The organism is Gemmatimonadaceae bacterium, assembly GCA_036504815.1.
Taxonomy (GTDB): Bacteria; Gemmatimonadota; Gemmatimonadetes; order Gemmatimonadales; family Gemmatimonadaceae; genus PNKL01.
The window spans coordinates 70,445-85,972 of sequence record DASXUN010000012.1 but is presented as its reverse complement, the minus strand read 5'-3'; the positions used below and the strand labels follow the sequence as shown (position 1 = coordinate 85,972).

Below are 15,528 nucleotides of genomic sequence, written 5' to 3'. Positions count from 1 at the left end.
CTATTTGTCCGGGATCCCGGTCGCGAAGGAGCGGAAGCCGCAGTTCGGATTGATGACCCCGCGGCCAAAGATGAGCCCGCCCGCCTTCACCGAATCGATGACGACCTTGGCGTACATCTCGCTGGACATCTGATAGATGCAGCTCGCCGAGATCATCCGCACGCCCACCGTCTCGCCCGGCGCCAGCGCCACGATGGAATCGGTGACCCAGTTGTGCTGCGGCGCGAGCAGGACGGATTCGTAGGCGCCGCTGATGCGCTGCAACGCGACCGCGCGTCCGCCGTTCATCGGCGTACCGACCAGCTTCTGCGGAATGACGAGAATCTTCCCGGTGCCGTCGAAGTCGAAGGCGATGTCGAAGGCGAGCGTGCCATCCACCTTCACCGGCGACCGGCCGATGAGATCGAGCGCGGCTGGCGCGTTGGACGGCCCCGAACCCGACATCCCGTACACGGAATACGTGAACGGTTCGTTGGCGTAGGACGCCTTGAGCTTGAACGGATCGCTGCAGGCCGCCGACGCGAGCGCGGCCACGATCAGGAGCAACGAGCCAAGGACCGCGCGGCGACCGCGGCGAAGTGCGAATTTCGTGGTGAGCATGGGTTGCTGGTGAAAGTAGCGGTCGGGCGACGGCAGGGGAAGCGAATTCCGCTTGACTTCGCCCCCACGGCGCGTACACTTCGGCAACCTTTCTACACCGGAGCGGGCGATGCCGACCATTCGCGACCTCGTGGCTGCGATTCGGGAGCGGGAGGGGGTGCAGGCGGCCATCGTGCTCGGCCGCGACGGCCTCGTGATCGACGGTCAGGGCGTGCCCGCCGTCGACACCGAGAATGTGGCCGCCCACGTCCCCCCGGTGCTGATCGCCGCCGAAGAAATGGGGCACGCCAGCACCCAGGGCGGCCTGCAGACCGCCGTCCTGGAGTACGAACGCGGCGTCGCCATCGTCTCGGCCCTGTCGCCGGATGCCGTGCTCCTGGTGCTGGCGCTCCCGACGGTGAACCTCGCCCAGTTGCTCTACGAGCTGCGGCGCAACCGCGCGAACATCGCGTCCCTCGTCTGACCGGCGCCCTCGCATGACGTGCCACGTGCTCGTGGCCGACGACGAACCGCACATCGGCCGCATCGTCAAGACGAAGCTCGAGCAGGGTCCCTTTCAGGTGACGCTCGTCTTCGACGGCACCGAGGCGCTGGCCGCGCTGGCCGCGCACCCCGACATCCGCCTCGTGCTGCTCGACCTCATGATGCCCAACCTCACGGGGCTCGAAGTTCTTGCGCGCATGCGCAGCGACGCGCGCTGGTCCGCCCTCCCCTGCGTGATTCTCACGGCCGCCGGGCAGGACCAGCGCTATGACGAGGCGATGCGCCTGGGCGCGTCCGACTTCATCACCAAGCCGTTCAGCCCAAAGCGGCTGTACGCCCGCGTCATGGAATTGACCGGCATGGATGACGGCGCCGACGCGCCGACGGTGGGCGCATGAGCGCGCCGACGTGGGTGGTGATTCTCGCCGGTGGCGTCGGATCGCGTTTCTGGCCGCTCAGCACATCCGAGCAGCCGAAGCAGTTCCTCCCGCTCATCACCGACCGGCCGATGCTGCGCGACACGCTCGACCGGCTGGCCCCCGTGGCCCCCGCCGAGCGCACCATGGTGCTGACCAACGCCGAGCTGGCCGACGGCGTGCGCGCCATCGCGCCGGAATTGCCGGCGGCGCACGTGCTCGCGGAGCCCCGCCCCGCCGGCACCGCGGCCGCGCTGGCGTGGGCGGCATCGCGCATCGCGAAACTGGCCGGCCCGGACGCCGTCATGCTCTCGGTGCATGCCGACTGGGCCATCGGCGACGTGCCGCGGTTTCGCGAGACGCTGACCTTCGCCGCCGCCGAGGCGGTGCGCACGCAGGGACTGGTCACGGTGGGAATCGTGCCGACGCACGCCGACACGGGGCTCGGGTACATCGAGGTCGGCGAGCCCACGGCCGGCGCGGCGCACCGGGTGGCGCGCTTCGCCGAGAAACCCGGCCTGCCGCGCGCCGAAGCGCTGGTGAAGGCGGGCGCGCTGTGGAACTCTGGCATCTTCGCGTGGCCGGTGGGGGTCTTCCTCGACGAACTCGCCGCGCACTGTCCACCCGTGGCGCAGCCATTGGCCGCGGCGGGGGACGACGCGTCCGCCTTCTTTGGCGGGGTGAAGGATCCCATCGCGGTGGACATCGGCGTGCTGGAGCGGAGCGCGAAAGTCTTCGTGCTGCCCGGACGATTTGGGTGGAACGACGTGGGCAACTGGTCGGCGCTGCGCGGCGTGCACCGGCAGGACGCCGACGGCAACGTGGCGCACGGTCGCGTCCACCTGCGCGAATCGTCGGGAAATGTCGTGTACGCCGCCGGCGCCGACGTCGTGCTGTTTGGCGTGCAGGATCTCGTCGTCGTGGAGCACCACGGCGTGGTGCTCGTCACCACCGAGGAGAAGGCGCGCAACCTCAAGCCGCTCCTCGAGTCGCTGCCGGACGCGCTGCGGAACCACCGTTGAGATTCTGCACGCTGGCCAGCGGGAGCAAGGCGAACGCGACGCTGGTGGAAGTGGGCGAGACGCGACTGCTCGTGGACAACGGGCTCGGCCCTCGCATCCTTGCGAAGCGGCTCGCCGACGCCGGCGTCGCGCCGCAATCCGTCAGCGCGATCGTGGTCACCCACGAACACATCGACCACGTGAAGGGGATCGCGCAGGCCGTGGCCAAGTGGGGCTGGCCCGTCTTCGCGACGCGCGGGACGCTCACTGGCGTTCGCGACGTGCCGCCGGACCGGCTGCATGCCCTGGCGTACGGCAGGCCGAGGACCGTCGGCGACTGCACCGTGGAACTGGTGCGCGTGCCGCACGACGCGGCGCAGCCGGCGGCGGTGGTGATCACGGCGACGCGCTCGGGCGCACGCCTCGGCGTCGCGACGGACCTTGGCCACGTGCCGGATGAACTCGCCGTCGCCTTCGCGCGGCTCGACTACCTGGTCTTCGAGAGCAATCACGACGAGGAGATGCTGCGCAACGGGCCGTATCCGCCGTTCCTGCAGGAACGGATTGCATGTGACACGGGGCACTTGAGCAACCGGCAGACGGGCGACCTGCTCCAGCGCGTGGTGCACAAGGGGCTGCGGCAGGTGCTGCTCGCGCATCTCAGCCAGAAGAACAACCTGCCGGCGGTGGCGCTGCGCGCGGCGAAAGACGCGCTCAGGAAGACCGTGTTCAGGGGCGCGTTGGCGTGCGCGGCACAGGATGAGGTGACGCTGCCGGGAGGGGGGCAGTCGCAGTACGAACTCGGGCTTTAGACGGGGTGCAGGGGGACGGACACGGTGGGGTGCAGGGTGCAGGGAGCCGGGTGTGGTGCGGGGGGTGGGGTGCGGGGTGTGGTGCGGGGGAAGGGGGATAATGAATGGGGCCGGGCGATTGCTCGCCCGGCCCCATCGTCGATCGTAATCCTTGATCGGAATCCTGAATCCCAATCCGGATTCCAGGTCCTCAGTCTCGACTCATCGACCTGTCTCCTTCCCATGCTCATCCAGCCAGCGCAGCATCTGCGCGATGCTCCCCGTCGCCAGCGCGATGCTTGTGTCGGCCGCCCCGTAGTACATGTAGACCGTATCGCCGTCGGCGCCGAGCGTGGTCCCGCACGGGAAGGCGACGTTGCCCACGTCGCCGCTGCACTCGTACGGCGCCTCGGGACCGAAGACCCACATGTCGCCGCGTCGCAGCACCTGCTCGGGGTGCTCGAGGTCGAGCAGGGCCAACCCGAGACGGTAAAGCGCCCCGGACGCGGTCTGCCGCACGCCGTGGTAGATCATCAGCCAGCCGCGCGAGGTTTCGATGAGCGGCGGCGAGAGCCCCACCTTGTTGGCGTCCCACCACGACCCGCGCCGTGCCTGCAGCACCAGCTTGTGCCCGCCCCAGTTGGTCAGGTCCGGCGAGTACGAGATCCAGACGTGCGCCGCGACATCGGTCATCGGCCGATGCAGCATGGCGAAGTTGCCGTCCACGCGGCGCGGCAGCAGCGCGGCATCCTTGTCATCCGGCTGCATCACGAGGCCGAAGCGCTCGAACGACGTGAAGTCGGTCGTCATCGCCAGGGCCACGCCGGGACCGCTCTTACTGAAGGCGGTGTACGCTACCGCGTACTTGCCGAGTTCCGGTACGAAGGTGATCCGCGGATCCTCGATCCCCCAGAGTTCCTCGGGATAGCGCTCGGGATCGGCCTGCAGCGTCGGCGTCTGGTCGATCACCCATCGGTCCACGCCGTTCGCGGAGCGCGCCGCGCAGAGATGCGAGTGGCCGCGGCGGTCCTCCACGCGGCACAGGAGCAGCGTCGTGCCGTCCGCCAGCTTCGTGGCACCCGCGTTGAAGACCGTATGCGCCGGATACGGCCAGTCGGCCGCCGTGAGAATCGGGTTCGCCGGATGCCGGTCAAAGAGCACCTCGTAGTGCTGCCGCGTCGTCATGACGTCGCCTCGCGATGGGTGGTCAAACCGGCTCCGCGTGCGCCGCGGCGCGCATGTCGCAGAGGGCGCTCAGGAAGCTGAGCGTCGATTCGGCCCCCTGGTTCTCGTTCAGGCGTTCGGCGTGCAGTCCGTCGCGGCAGCCGCCGCTGGAGACATCGTGGACGGCCAGCTGGAGATGATTCTGCCCAGTGAACCAGCCGAAGGCCGCGTGCGCCTCGCTCAGCCAGCGTACGTCGCCGGTGACGCGCAGCGCATCCAGCGACGCCGAGACCATGCCGCACGCTTCCACGGGCTGCTGGTCGAAGCGCGCGCGCGCCGCGCCTCGCACGTAGAAGCCATTCGAGCCGATGGGTGAGAAGTAGCCATCGGGCGTGTGCTGCAGCTTCGCCAGCCACTCCAACGACTGCACGCCGGTGGCGACCAGGTCGGCGCGGCCCATCGCGGCCCCCGACAGCATGAGGGCCTGCGGCAGCCGGGCGTTGGCGTACGTCAGCGACTCCTCGAACCAGGGCCACTCCTGCGAGCCGGCGCGCGCGCGGATGTCGACCAGTCGATTCACGAGGAGCGCGCGCATCGCCTGCACGACGCGGTCGCCCCCGAAGGCACGCAGGTACTCGTCAATCCCGAGCAGGGCGTAGGCCCACGCCCGCGGGCTCGCGAGGCCGGCCATGGCCGGGAGCGCCTTATGGAACAGGTCACCGCTCAGGCTGCGCCGTCCCGGATCGGGCGCGCGCCCGACAACCGCGCCGAGGGCCCAGAGGCCGCGCCCCTGGCTGTCCTCCGACCCGACGCGCTCGCCCCAGATGCGGGCGTACGACATGAAATTGCGGAACCGCCCGGACGGCTGGTCGAACGCGTTGTCGACGAAGGCGAGGTATCGCGACGCCAGGGCGCGCACGAGGCTCCGGTCGGCCTGCCCCGTCTCCTCGAGCCGCACCATCAGCAGCAGCGCCCGGGCGTTGTCGTCGAGACAGTAGCCGTCGGCGTAGCGGGGGACGACGAAGGAGGCATGCTGCAGCACTCCCGTATCGTCGGTGAGGCACTGGAGATGGTCGAGTTGGAGCGCCGGCAGCGACGGCGGCCGCTCGGCGAGCGTACGCGCGCGGAAGACCGTGCGCCGGCGATGCGCGTGGCTCGCCACGGCGTGCTCGAGCGACGCCACGTGCCGCTGCGCCACCGCGGGCCACGACATCGCGCGCCCGTAGTTCGCGGCATTCTCGCGCAGCGCGGTCATGCGCACGTCGTCACCGAACAGGCTGATGACCGCCCGCGCGATGGAGGCGGCGTCGCGCGGCGGCACGAGCAGCCCGCGTCCCTCGCCGAGCAGTTCCGTGGCGTAGCGATACGGCGTCGAGATGACCGCCTTCCCCGCCCCCACCGCGTACGCCAGCGTCCCGGAGGTGCTCTGCTCGAGGTTGTGATAGGGCGTGACGTACAGGTCGGCGGCGGTGAGGAATTCCCCCAGCTCGTCCTGGCTGACGAAGCGGTTGTGGAAGATGATGCTGCCGTCCACGCCCAGCGTCTGCGCGCGGGCCTCGAGCATGAGGCGGTACGACTCGCCCGCCTGCGACAGCACGTGCGGATGCGTGGCACCGAGCACGATGTAGACGACGTCGGGATGTCGCGCGAGGATCGCCGGCAGCGCGTCGATGACGTGCTCGATCCCCTTGTCGGGAGAGAGCAGGCCGAACGTGAGGATCACCTGCTTCCCCGCCACGCCCAGGCGGTCCTTGTCGCCGGTCGCGAACATCACCTCGGGAATCCCGTGCGGGATCTGGTCCACCCGCGCCGGATCCACGCCGTAGACGTCGTGCAACAGCGTGGCGCCGTGCCCGCTCATCACGACCAGCCGTTCGGAGTGCCGGACGATTTCGTCCATCACGCGCCGCTGGGCGGCATCGGGGCGCGCGAGGATCGTATGCAGCGTGGTGACGATCGGCATGCGCAACTCGGCGAGGAGCGGGAGGAGGAGCGCGCCCGCCTTGCCCCCGAAGATCCCGAACTCGTGCTGCAGCGAGACGGCGTCCACGTTGGAGACATTCAGGAAATCCACGGCGCGCCGATACGAGGCGACGTCGTCCTGCTCCACCTCGAAGCGCACGGCTGCCGGGTAGGCATGCCGCACACCGCCGTCGTTCATCGCGACGACCAGCGTGTCGAGCGCCGGAAAGGCGCCGACGATCGCGCCGGCGAGGTCGGTCGTGAAGGTGGCGATGCCGCACTGCCGCGGCAGGTGGTTGCCCAGCAGGGCGACGCGCTGGAGCGCCCGCGGGTACGGCACGTGGCCGGCCGTCGGAGCGTTGGAATGGACGCGGGGCGCCGGGGACGGGGCGCGGAGGGAAGCGAGTATCACGAGGCCGCCTGCTGGCGCGAACGGGGGGAGCTCGGCCGTGCGGCCCGATGCTCGCCAGGGCGACGAAGCCGTCATTCGGCTCCAGGGGGGACTGATCGGCGTCGCGATCAGCCGGAGAAACTGGCTACCTGCAATCTACGTCGCCCGGTGCCTCAAAAGGGGATTTCGGGGCCGAAATAACCCGGGGATCATCGCGAGCGAATGGGGCCGGGCGATTGCTCGCCCGGCCCCATCGTTGATCGTGATCCTTGATCGGAATCCTGAATCCCAATCCGAATTCCCAATCCTCAGTCCTAGTACATCCCGCCCATTCCACCACCCGGCGCGGCCGGCATGGCGGGCTTGTCTTCCTTCTTCTCCACGATGAGCGCTTCCGTGGTGAGGAGGAGCGAGGCGATGGACGCGGCGTTCTGCAGCGCCGTGCGCGTCACCTTGGTCGGGTCGATGACGCCGGCGACCACGAGGTCCTCGTACGTGTCGGTCAGCGCGTTGTAGCCGAAGTTCTTGTCCTTCGACGCGCGGACCTTCTCCACCACGATCGAGCCTTCGCCACCCGCATTGTAGACGATCATGCGGAGCGGCTCCTCGATGGCGCGGCGCACGATGTCGACGCCAATCTGCTCGTCCGCGTCGAGCTTGACGCCCTTGAGCGCGGCCTGCGAGCGGATGAGCGCGACGCCGCCGCCCGGGACGATGCCTTCCTCCACCGCGGCGCGCGTGGCGTGCAGCGCGTCCTCGACGCGGGCCTTCTTCTCCTTCATCTCGGCCTCGGTCGCGGCGCCGACGTTGATCACCGCCACGCCGCCGGCGAGCTTCGCCTTGCGCTCCTGGAGCTTCTCCTTGTCGTAGTCGCTCGTCGACTTGTCGATGGCGACCTCGATCTCCTTGATGCGCCCCTTGATCTTGTCCTCGTCGCCGTAGCCGTCGATGATCGTCGTGTTGTCCTTGTCGATCACCAGGCGCTTGGCGCGGCCCATGTCGGCCAGCACGGCGTTCTCGAGCTTGAAGCCGACTTCCTCGCTGATGACGTTGCCCTTGGTGAGGACCGCGATGTCCTCGAGCATCGCCTTGCGGCGGTCACCGAAGCCCGGCGCCTTGACGGCGGCGACCTTCAGCGTGCCACGCAGCTTGTTCACGACGAGCGTGGCCAGCGCCTCGCCCTCGATGTCCTCGGCGATGATCAGGAGCGGCTTGCCGGTCTGCGCGACCTTCTCGAGCACCGGAAGCAGGTCCTTCATCGACGAGATCTTCTTGTCGTGGATCAGGATGTAGGCGTCCTCGAGCGCGGCCTCCATCTTGTCCGGATCGGTGATGAAGTAGGGCGAGAGGTAGCCGCGGTCGAACTGCATGCCGTCCACCGTCTCCAGCGTGGTCTCGAGGCCCTTGGCCTCCTCGACCGTGATCACGCCGTCCTTGCCCACCTTCTCCATCGCCTCGGCGATGAGGTCGCCGATTTCCTTGTCGTTGTTGGCCGAGATCGAACCGACCTGCGCGATCTCCTTCTTGCCGGCCGTCGGCACCGAGATCTTCTTGAGCTCCTCGGTGATGGCCGTCACGGCCTTGTCGATGCCGCGCTTGATCGCCATCGGGTTCGCGCCGGCCGTCACGTTCTTGAGGCCTTCGCGGAAGATCGCCTGGGCGAGCACCGTCGCCGTCGTCGTGCCGTCGCCGGCGTTGTCCGACGTCTTGGTGGCGACTTCCTTCACCATCTGGGCGCCGAGGTTCTCGATCGGATCGCTGAGCTCGACTTCCTTGGCCACCGTCACGCCGTCCTTGGTGACCGTGGGGGCGCCGAACTTCTTCTCGATCACGACGTTCCGGCCCTTCGGGCCAAGCGTGACCTTCACCGCTTCCGCCAGCTGGTCGACGCCGCGCTTGAGCGCCGCGCGCGCATCAACGTTGAAATGCAGTTCCTTCGCTGCCATGGGTATCTGCTCCGTGGTGCTGGATGTGGGGGCTTAGTTGATGACCGCGAGGACGTCCGACTCGCGCAGGATCAGGTAGTTCTCACCATCGACCGTCACCTCGGTGCCGCTGTACTTCCCGTACAGGACCTTGTCGCCGACCTTCACGCCCATCGGGATGAGCTTGCCGTCCTCGTACCGGCCCGGGCCCACGGCGATGATCTCGCCCTGCTGCGGCTTCTCCTTGGCGGTATCCGGGATGTACAGGCCACCGCGCATCGTCTCGGCTTCCTCGATCGCCTTGATGACGACGCGATCGGCGAGCGGCGCGACCTTCGACCCTGGGGTCTTGGCTGCCATGTTCACGACTCCTCGTGCTAGGGGGTAAGTTTTGTGATGTCACATCAGTTGGCACTCGTCATACGTGAGTGCTAACAACTGGATGAAGTATATGCGAGAGTCATGCCAACGCAAGGGAGCCACGGGAGAGGCTAAATCGCATAACTTCAAGCATGACAGCGGTTTAGATATGCCATAATTGCAGAGGGCCGACTGCCACGTCGGCCCTCGCCTGCTGTCATTTCGACCCGGCCTACGGCAACAGTGCGTGCGCCATGGCCAGCCCCTTCAAGGTCAGGTCCGGCTCGAGCAGGTCGAGTTCCTCGCACAGCGGCTTGAAAGCCGCCGCCAACCCGCCCGTGGCGATCACCAGCGGTTCCTGCCCACCGGGCCACTCGGCCTTGATCCGACGGACGATGCCGTCGATCGCATCGGCCGCGCCCAGCACCACGCCCGAGCGAATGCACTCCTCCGTCCGCCGGCCGATCACGTGCACCGGTGGAACGAGTTCGGTCGCGGTGAGCTTGGCCGTCTTGCGGAAGAGCGATTCCGCCGAGACCTGCACGCCGGGCGAGATGACTCCGCCGATGAACTTCCCGTCGCCGGTGATGCAGTCGAACGTCGTGGCCGTGCCGAGGTCCACCACAATGCAGTCGCAGCAGTGAATGCGGCTCGCGGCGAGGGTGTTGATGATGCGGTCGGCTCCGACCGTCAGGGGCTCGTCCACGTCGAGCGTGATGGGAAGCGGGGACCGCGCATCCACCACCACGGCGGGCTTCCCGACCAGTCGCAGGCAGGCCTCGGCCATCGGCTGCGTCACCGCGGGAACCACCGATCCAATCGCCGCCCCGCTGACTGACGCCTCGCGGATGTCGGACGACTGCAGCAACGATCGCAGCAGCAGGTAGACCTCGTCGGGCGTCCGGCTGGTGTCGGTGGTCACGCGCCAACGCCGCACCACGGCCTCGCCATCGCAAAGTCCGATGGTGGTCTCGGTATTGCCTACGTCGAAAACGAGCAGCATCAGCGATCCTCCGCGAAGACGAGCGAACCGGCGCGGCACGAGACGGACCCAGCCGCGGTATCCACGATCAAATCTCCCGTCGCGCCGACACCCACCACAACCCCAACGGCGGGCTCAATGATCCGCCGCCCCACACCCAGGTCGCGGCGGCGATAGCGCGCCAGTTCCTCCGCGGTCAGCGAATGCTCGACGGCCGCGGCGGCGCGCATGGCGGGGACGGCCGCGGCGAGCGCCTGCAGCCGCGTTGTCCCCGGCGCGAGTCCGGCGGAGAGCGGCACGTCGGCCGCCGGCAGCACATTCAGTCCGACCCCGATGGCCACCCACTCGACGCGCTGGTCGCGCCAACGCGCCTCGATGAGGATGCCGGCCAGCTTGCCGCCCGCGAGGTGCAGGTCGTTGGGCCACTTCAGGCGCACCGGCTCTCCGGCGAGGGAATCGAGCGCCTCGGCGAGATGCAGGCCGATGCGCAGCGAGAGCACTTCGAGCCCCTGCGGCGAGCGCGGCCGCTCGATCAGCGTCATCCAGAGGCCGTCGCCGGGGCGTGACGACCAGCGTCGTCCACCGCGTCCCCGCCCCGTCGACTGCTCGTCGGCAATGATCAGCGTGCCGGCCGGTGCCCCGCGGTCGGCGGCGGCGTGCGCGACGTCCATCGTGGACTCGACGCGCGCGTGCACCTCGCAGGCGGGAAGGCCGAACCGCCCAGCGAGCGCCGGACCGTCCAGTCCATCGACGACCGCATCACCCACGGGCGTAGGCGAGGGCGTAGATGGCCGCGCCGAGCACGAATCGATAGATGGCGAAGACGGCAAACCCGTTGCGCTGGATGAAGCGCAGCAGCACGGCGATGGCCAGCCAGCTGCTGACGGCCGCCGCGGCGATGCCGACGAGCACCGTCAGGTCCGCCCCGGCGCTGAGCAGCTTGGGCACCTTCAGCACGGCTGCCGCGGCAATGACCGGCATCGACATCAGGAAGCTGAAGACGGCGGCCGACTGACGGTCGAACTTCAGCGCGCGCGCCGCCGTCATCGTCGAGCCGGAACGGGAGACCCCGGGAATGAGCGCAAAGACCTGCGCAATGCCGATGAGCAGGGCCTGCTTCCACGTCATCGCGGCCAGCGTTCGCTCGGCGGGTGCGCTGTGGTCGGCCCACCACAGGAGCGCGCCCATGATGATGAGCATGGTGGCCGTAAGCGTCGGCGCCCGAAAGACCGTCTCGGCATAATCCTCGAGCAGCAGCCCGAAGATGGCCGCAGGGATCGTCGCGACGACGATGAAGACGACCCGATGCTCGGCGATCGTCTCGACCTTCCAGGTGGTGACCACGTTCACCCCGGCGCGCGCCAGCGCAATCCACTCCGACCAGAAGTAGGCCACCAGGGCGACGAGCGTCCCGACGTGGAGCGCCACGTCGAAGGCGAGCCCCGGTTCGTTCCAGCCGAACGCCCACGGCGTGAGCGACAGGTGGGCCGAGCTGCTGATCGGGAGAAATTCGGCGAGGCCCTGGAGGGTGCCCATCACCGCCGCCTGCCAGAGGGTCAGATCATGCATGCGCGTCGTTCCGTGGGTGAGGCGCCGCTAGCGCACGGCGCCGGCATAGAGTGCTTCGTACAGGGGGAGGACCCGATCGGTAGAGAAGCGGCCGACGGCGCGGGTCACGGCGGCGGCGCTCATGGACTGCCAGTGGGCATCGCTGCCCAGGATGTCGAGGGCGGCGCGCGACATCCCGACGATGTCGCCCACCGCGCCGAGGTGGCCGGTGCTTCCGCTCTCGACGACTTCGGGAAGACCGCCGACGGCGTACCCGAGCACCGGCACGCCACAGGCCTGCGCCTCGAGTGCGGAGAGGCCGAAGCTCTCGCTGTCGGTGGTGAGCAGGTACAGGTCGGCGCTCGCGATGAGCGGGGCGACACCGTCGATCTTGCCCAGGAACCGCACGTCGCCCTCGACGTCGAGGCGGCGCGCCTCCTCCTCCGCGGCCGGCCGGTCGGGGCCGTCGCCGACCATCACCAGCACCGACGGAATCTCGCGACGGACGGCGGCGAAGATCTGCACCACGTCGGTGACGCGCTTCACGGGACGCATGTTGGAGATGTGCATCAGCACCTTGCGCCCGTCGCCGAGCTGCTGGCGGAGGGCGGCGTCGGACGCAGTGCGCCTGAAGACGGCCGGGTCGACGAAGTTGGGAATGACCTCGACCCGCTGCTGCTCGCAGCCGAAGGCGCGCACCGTCTCGTCCTTCAGGTGCTGCGAGACCGCCGTCACGCGATCCGACTTGTCGATGGAGAATCGGGTGATGGCGTGGTACGAGTGGTCCTGGCCGACGATCGTGATGTCGGTGCCGTGCAGCGTCGTCACGACGGGAAGGTCGTGTCCCACTTCGCGCAGCATCTGCTTGGCGAGCCAGGCGCTCGTGGCGTGCGGGATGGCGTAGTGCACGTGCAGCAGGTCGAGCTTCTGCTGGGTGGCCACCTCGTGCATCCGCACCGCCAGCGCCAGGTCGTACGGCGGATACTGAAAGAGCGGATACGACCCGATGGCGACTTCGTGGTAGTAGATGCGCGGGGAGAAGATGGGAAGCCGGAACGGGTGCGCGTAGGTGATGAAGTGCACTTCGTGCCCGCGCGCGGCGAGCGCAATGCCCAGTTCCGTCGCGACGGCGCCCGAACCGCCATACGTGGGATAGCAGGTGATGCCGATCTTCACGCCGAACGTCCCTCGTGCCACCAGCGCGCGCACTGCCCGGCCGCGTCGGCGCTGCGTGGATCAATGTGTGTCACGGCCGCGTCGCCGAGCTGATGCCGGAACCAGGTGCGCTGCCGCTTGGCGTACTGCCGCGTCGCCACAAGTATAGCCCCGCGCGCCTCGTCGAGGGTGCCGCTGCCGCTCGCGAATGCGCGGAGGGCCTGATAGCCGCACGCCTTCCACGCTGGCGCGTCGGGCGGCACGCGGGTCGTGAGGCCCCGCACCTCGTCGAGCCAGCCGGCCGCGAGCATCGCGCCGAGCCGCTGCTGGAGCTGCGACTGCAGCGCGGCCCCGGGATCGACCACGAGCCAGCGCGCGCGCCAGCGCGGCGCACGGGCGGCGTCGCGGTGCAAGTCGGAAATGCGCCGTCCGGTGAGGAGCGCGACTTCGAGCGCGCGCAACAGCTGCGTGCGACCCAGGGCGGCGCGCGCCGGATCGCAGTGCATCACCCAGCGGCGCAGCGTCGCCGTGTCGAGCCCGTCGAGTTCGCGGGCGAGCGCGGCGCGGCGTTCGGGATCGAGCGGCGGCTCCTCGAACAGCGGCGTCGCGAGCGCGCGCAGGTAGAGTCCGGTGCCGCCCACCACGAGAACGCGCGCGGGACCGACGCGACGCAAGACGGCATCGGCGTGCGCCGCCCACGCGGCCGCACTGTAACGCTCGGCGGGCTCGGCGAGATCGATGCCCTCGTGCGGAACCCGCGCCCGCTCGGCGGCGGTCGGCTTGGCCGTGCCGATGTCGAAATCGCGATACACCTGCCGCGAATCGGCGGCGAGGATGGTGAGGCCGAGGCGCTCCGCGAGCGCGAGGGCGAGCGCCGACTTGCCCGCGCCCGTGGGTCCGCAGATGATGCGGAGCTCAGCGTCGTCCGAAGCGCCGCTCAAGCTCGTCCCATGACAGGTGAACGATGGTGGCGCGCCCGTGCACGTCGTGCGCGGGAAGCGACGTGCCAACCAGCGCCAGGTACAGCGCGCGCATTTCCCCACCCGCCAGCACGTCGCCCGCCTTGATGGCGGCCTTGCACGCCACCGTCGCGGCGAGGTGCTCATGCCGCGCGTGCGTGCTGGCGGTGCGGTCGCCCGTCAGCGCCTGCAGCGTCTCGCGCAGGCAGCGTTCGGCATCGAAACGCGGGTGCGGGTTGGGCGTGGCCTGGACGAGCACCGACGCGCCGCCGAACGCCTCGGCCTCGAAGCCCAACCGCGCCAGCAGATCGCGGTTGGCATCGAAGGCATCCGCTTCGGCCGGCGACAGGTGCAGCGTGAGCGGAAAGAGGAGCCGCTGCGCGGGCGCATCGCCGCGCTCCATGGCGCCGAGGAAGCGTTCGTACAGCACGCGCTCGTGCGCGCTGTGCTGATCGATGAGCACGAGGCCGTCGGCGCGCTCGAAGGCGATGAAGGTGCGGCGGAGCTGGAATAGCGGGGGCACCGCGGCTTCCGCCGGGTGCGGGGGCACGGGCACGGTGGGGTGCTCGGTGCGCGGAACGGCGAAGTCCGCCGCAGCAGGTGTCGACGCGGCAGTCGCGTCGTCACCTGACGCCGATGCGGCATTCGCATCGGCGTCCTGGTCCACGAACAGCGGAACGTCCCCGGCCGCGTGCGTGGGGGCGCGCAGCAGCTCCACGTCGACGTCGCGCGGGAAGTACTGAATGGCCGCGCCCGCCGCGGGCGCGGCGCCGAACCAGACGGCGGCGTCCTCCGTGCCCAGGGCGCGGCGCACGGCGCGTTCCACGGCGCGCTCGATCGGCCAGCGGTCGCGGAATCGCACCTCGGCCTTGGCCGGGTGCACGTTGACGTCCACGTCGCCGCCGGGCAGCTCGAGCTCGAGCAGAACCGTCGGGCGCACACCGGCGGGGATGGTGGAGCGATACGCGGCCTCGGCCGCCCGCACGATGCCCGCGTCGCGCACGGCGCGCCCGTTGACGGAGACGAAGACGCGGCGCGCCGCCGTGCCGACGTCCGAGGGACGCTCCACGAGTCCGCTGACGCGAAACGGCCCGCTCACGTCATCCACGGCAACGAGCGCGTCGGCGAGCGTCACGCTCCAGAGGGCCGCGACGCGGTCGCGGAGCCCCGAGGCGGGCGGCAGCGTAAGCAGCGCCTTGGCATCGTGCGTGACGGAGAAGCGCACGTCACGCCGCGTCAGCGCCATCGTGGTGAGCACCTCCATGATGGCGCGCCACTCGCTGCGTGCGCCGCGCAGGAACTTGAGTCGCGCCGGCACGTTGAAGAAGAGATCGCTGACGGTGACGGTGGTCCCGCGCCGCCGGGCCACCTCGCTCACGGCCACGAGCGTGCCGCCCTCGACCCGCACGCGCGTCCCCGCCCCGTCGTCCGTGGCGGTGTCAATTTCGAGGCGCGCCACCGAGCCGATGGCGGGGAGCGCCTCGCCGCGAAACCCGAACGAGGCGACGCCCACCAGATCGGCGGCGGTGCGGATCTTCGACGTGGCGTGGCGCTCGATGGCGAGCACGGCGTCGTCGCGCACCATGCCGACGCCGTCGTCGCTGATGCGCACGAGCGCGCGTCCGCCTTCCTGCGCCGCGAGGTCGATGCTGGTGGCGCCCGCATCGAGCGCATTCTCCACCAGCTCCTTCACGACGGACGCGGGACGTTCGACGACTTCGCCCGCCGCGATCTGGTCGGCGACGGTGCTGGGGAGGACGGCAATCAAGGGCACGACGAAATCTCCGGGCG

15 protein-coding genes are annotated in these 15,528 nt (G+C 69.5%); 4 read left to right on the top strand and 11 right to left on the bottom strand.

Going from position 1 to position 15,528, the window contains the following annotated elements:
- Entirely contained in the window at positions 1–600 is a 600-nt protein-coding gene (locus tag VGJ96_05470) for a hypothetical protein (GenBank protein HEY3286558.1), read from the bottom strand.
- A gap of 109 nt (positions 601–709) precedes the next feature.
- Between VGJ96_05470 and VGJ96_05465 the strand changes: the two genes are divergently transcribed.
- The 4 genes from VGJ96_05465 to VGJ96_05450 are packed head-to-tail and all read left to right on the top strand — an operon-like array spanning position 710 to position 3,312.
- A complete protein-coding gene (locus VGJ96_05465; GenBank protein ID HEY3286557.1) occupies positions 710–1,063 on the top strand; it encodes a roadblock/LC7 domain-containing protein in 354 nt (117 codons plus the stop codon).
- Positions 1,064–1,076: 13 nt separating this feature from the next.
- A complete protein-coding gene (locus tag VGJ96_05460; protein HEY3286556.1) occupies positions 1,077–1,481 on the top strand; it encodes a response regulator in 405 nt (134 codons plus the stop codon).
- The gene (locus tag VGJ96_05455; GenBank protein HEY3286555.1) at positions 1,478–2,521 is read left to right on the top strand and encodes a sugar phosphate nucleotidyltransferase; all 1,044 of its coding nucleotides are present in this window, start codon (positions 1,478–1,480) and stop codon (positions 2,519–2,521) included. Before VGJ96_05460 ends, VGJ96_05455 begins: the two co-directional genes overlap by 4 nt.
- Positions 2,518–3,312 (top strand): MBL fold metallo-hydrolase, encoded by a 795-nt coding sequence (locus tag VGJ96_05450; GenBank protein ID HEY3286554.1) that lies wholly within the window; start codon positions 2,518–2,520, stop codon positions 3,310–3,312. Before VGJ96_05455 ends, VGJ96_05450 begins: the two co-directional genes overlap by 4 nt.
- A gap of 201 nt (positions 3,313–3,513) precedes the next feature.
- Here VGJ96_05450 and VGJ96_05445 read toward each other — a convergent pair whose 3' ends face one another.
- From VGJ96_05445 to mutL, 10 genes are all read right to left on the bottom strand, one after another.
- Entirely contained in the window at positions 3,514–4,476 is a 963-nt protein-coding gene (locus VGJ96_05445; GenBank protein HEY3286553.1) for a hypothetical protein, read from the bottom strand.
- Between the two features lie 22 nt (positions 4,477–4,498).
- Positions 4,499–6,757 (bottom strand): glycosyltransferase family 4 protein, encoded by a 2,259-nt coding sequence (locus tag VGJ96_05440; GenBank protein ID HEY3286552.1) that lies wholly within the window; start codon positions 6,755–6,757, stop codon positions 4,499–4,501.
- A gap of 365 nt (positions 6,758–7,122) precedes the next feature.
- Entirely contained in the window at positions 7,123–8,754 is a 1,632-nt protein-coding gene (groL, locus tag VGJ96_05435) for a chaperonin GroEL (GenBank protein ID HEY3286551.1), read from the bottom strand.
- 33 nt (positions 8,755–8,787) lie between these two features.
- Positions 8,788–9,093, bottom strand: a complete 306-nt coding sequence (groES, locus tag VGJ96_05430; GenBank protein HEY3286550.1) for a co-chaperone GroES — start codon at positions 9,091–9,093, stop codon at positions 8,788–8,790.
- Positions 9,094–9,325: 232 nt separating this feature from the next.
- Positions 9,326–10,096, bottom strand: coding sequence for a type III pantothenate kinase (locus VGJ96_05425; GenBank protein ID HEY3286549.1), 771 nt, complete (start codon positions 10,094–10,096; stop codon positions 9,326–9,328).
- Positions 10,096–10,842: a biotin--[acetyl-CoA-carboxylase] ligase gene (locus VGJ96_05420; protein HEY3286548.1), complete on the bottom strand. Its 747-nt coding sequence runs from the start codon at positions 10,840–10,842 to the stop codon at positions 10,096–10,098. Before VGJ96_05420 ends, VGJ96_05425 begins: the two co-directional genes overlap by 1 nt.
- Positions 10,835–11,644, bottom strand: coding sequence for an undecaprenyl-diphosphate phosphatase (locus tag VGJ96_05415; protein HEY3286547.1), 810 nt, complete (start codon positions 11,642–11,644; stop codon positions 10,835–10,837). Before VGJ96_05415 ends, VGJ96_05420 begins: the two co-directional genes overlap by 8 nt.
- A gap of 27 nt (positions 11,645–11,671) precedes the next feature.
- Entirely contained in the window at positions 11,672–12,799 is a 1,128-nt protein-coding gene (gene bshA, locus VGJ96_05410; protein HEY3286546.1) for an N-acetyl-alpha-D-glucosaminyl L-malate synthase BshA, read from the bottom strand.
- Positions 12,796–13,719, bottom strand: a complete 924-nt coding sequence (miaA, locus tag VGJ96_05405; protein ID HEY3286545.1) for a tRNA (adenosine(37)-N6)-dimethylallyltransferase MiaA — start codon at positions 13,717–13,719, stop codon at positions 12,796–12,798. Before miaA ends, bshA begins: the two co-directional genes overlap by 4 nt.
- Entirely contained in the window at positions 13,694–15,511 is a 1,818-nt protein-coding gene (gene mutL / locus VGJ96_05400) for a DNA mismatch repair endonuclease MutL (protein HEY3286544.1), read from the bottom strand. The genes miaA and mutL overlap by 26 nt, the downstream gene beginning before the upstream one ends.
- Positions 15,512–15,528: the final 17 nt, after the last annotated feature.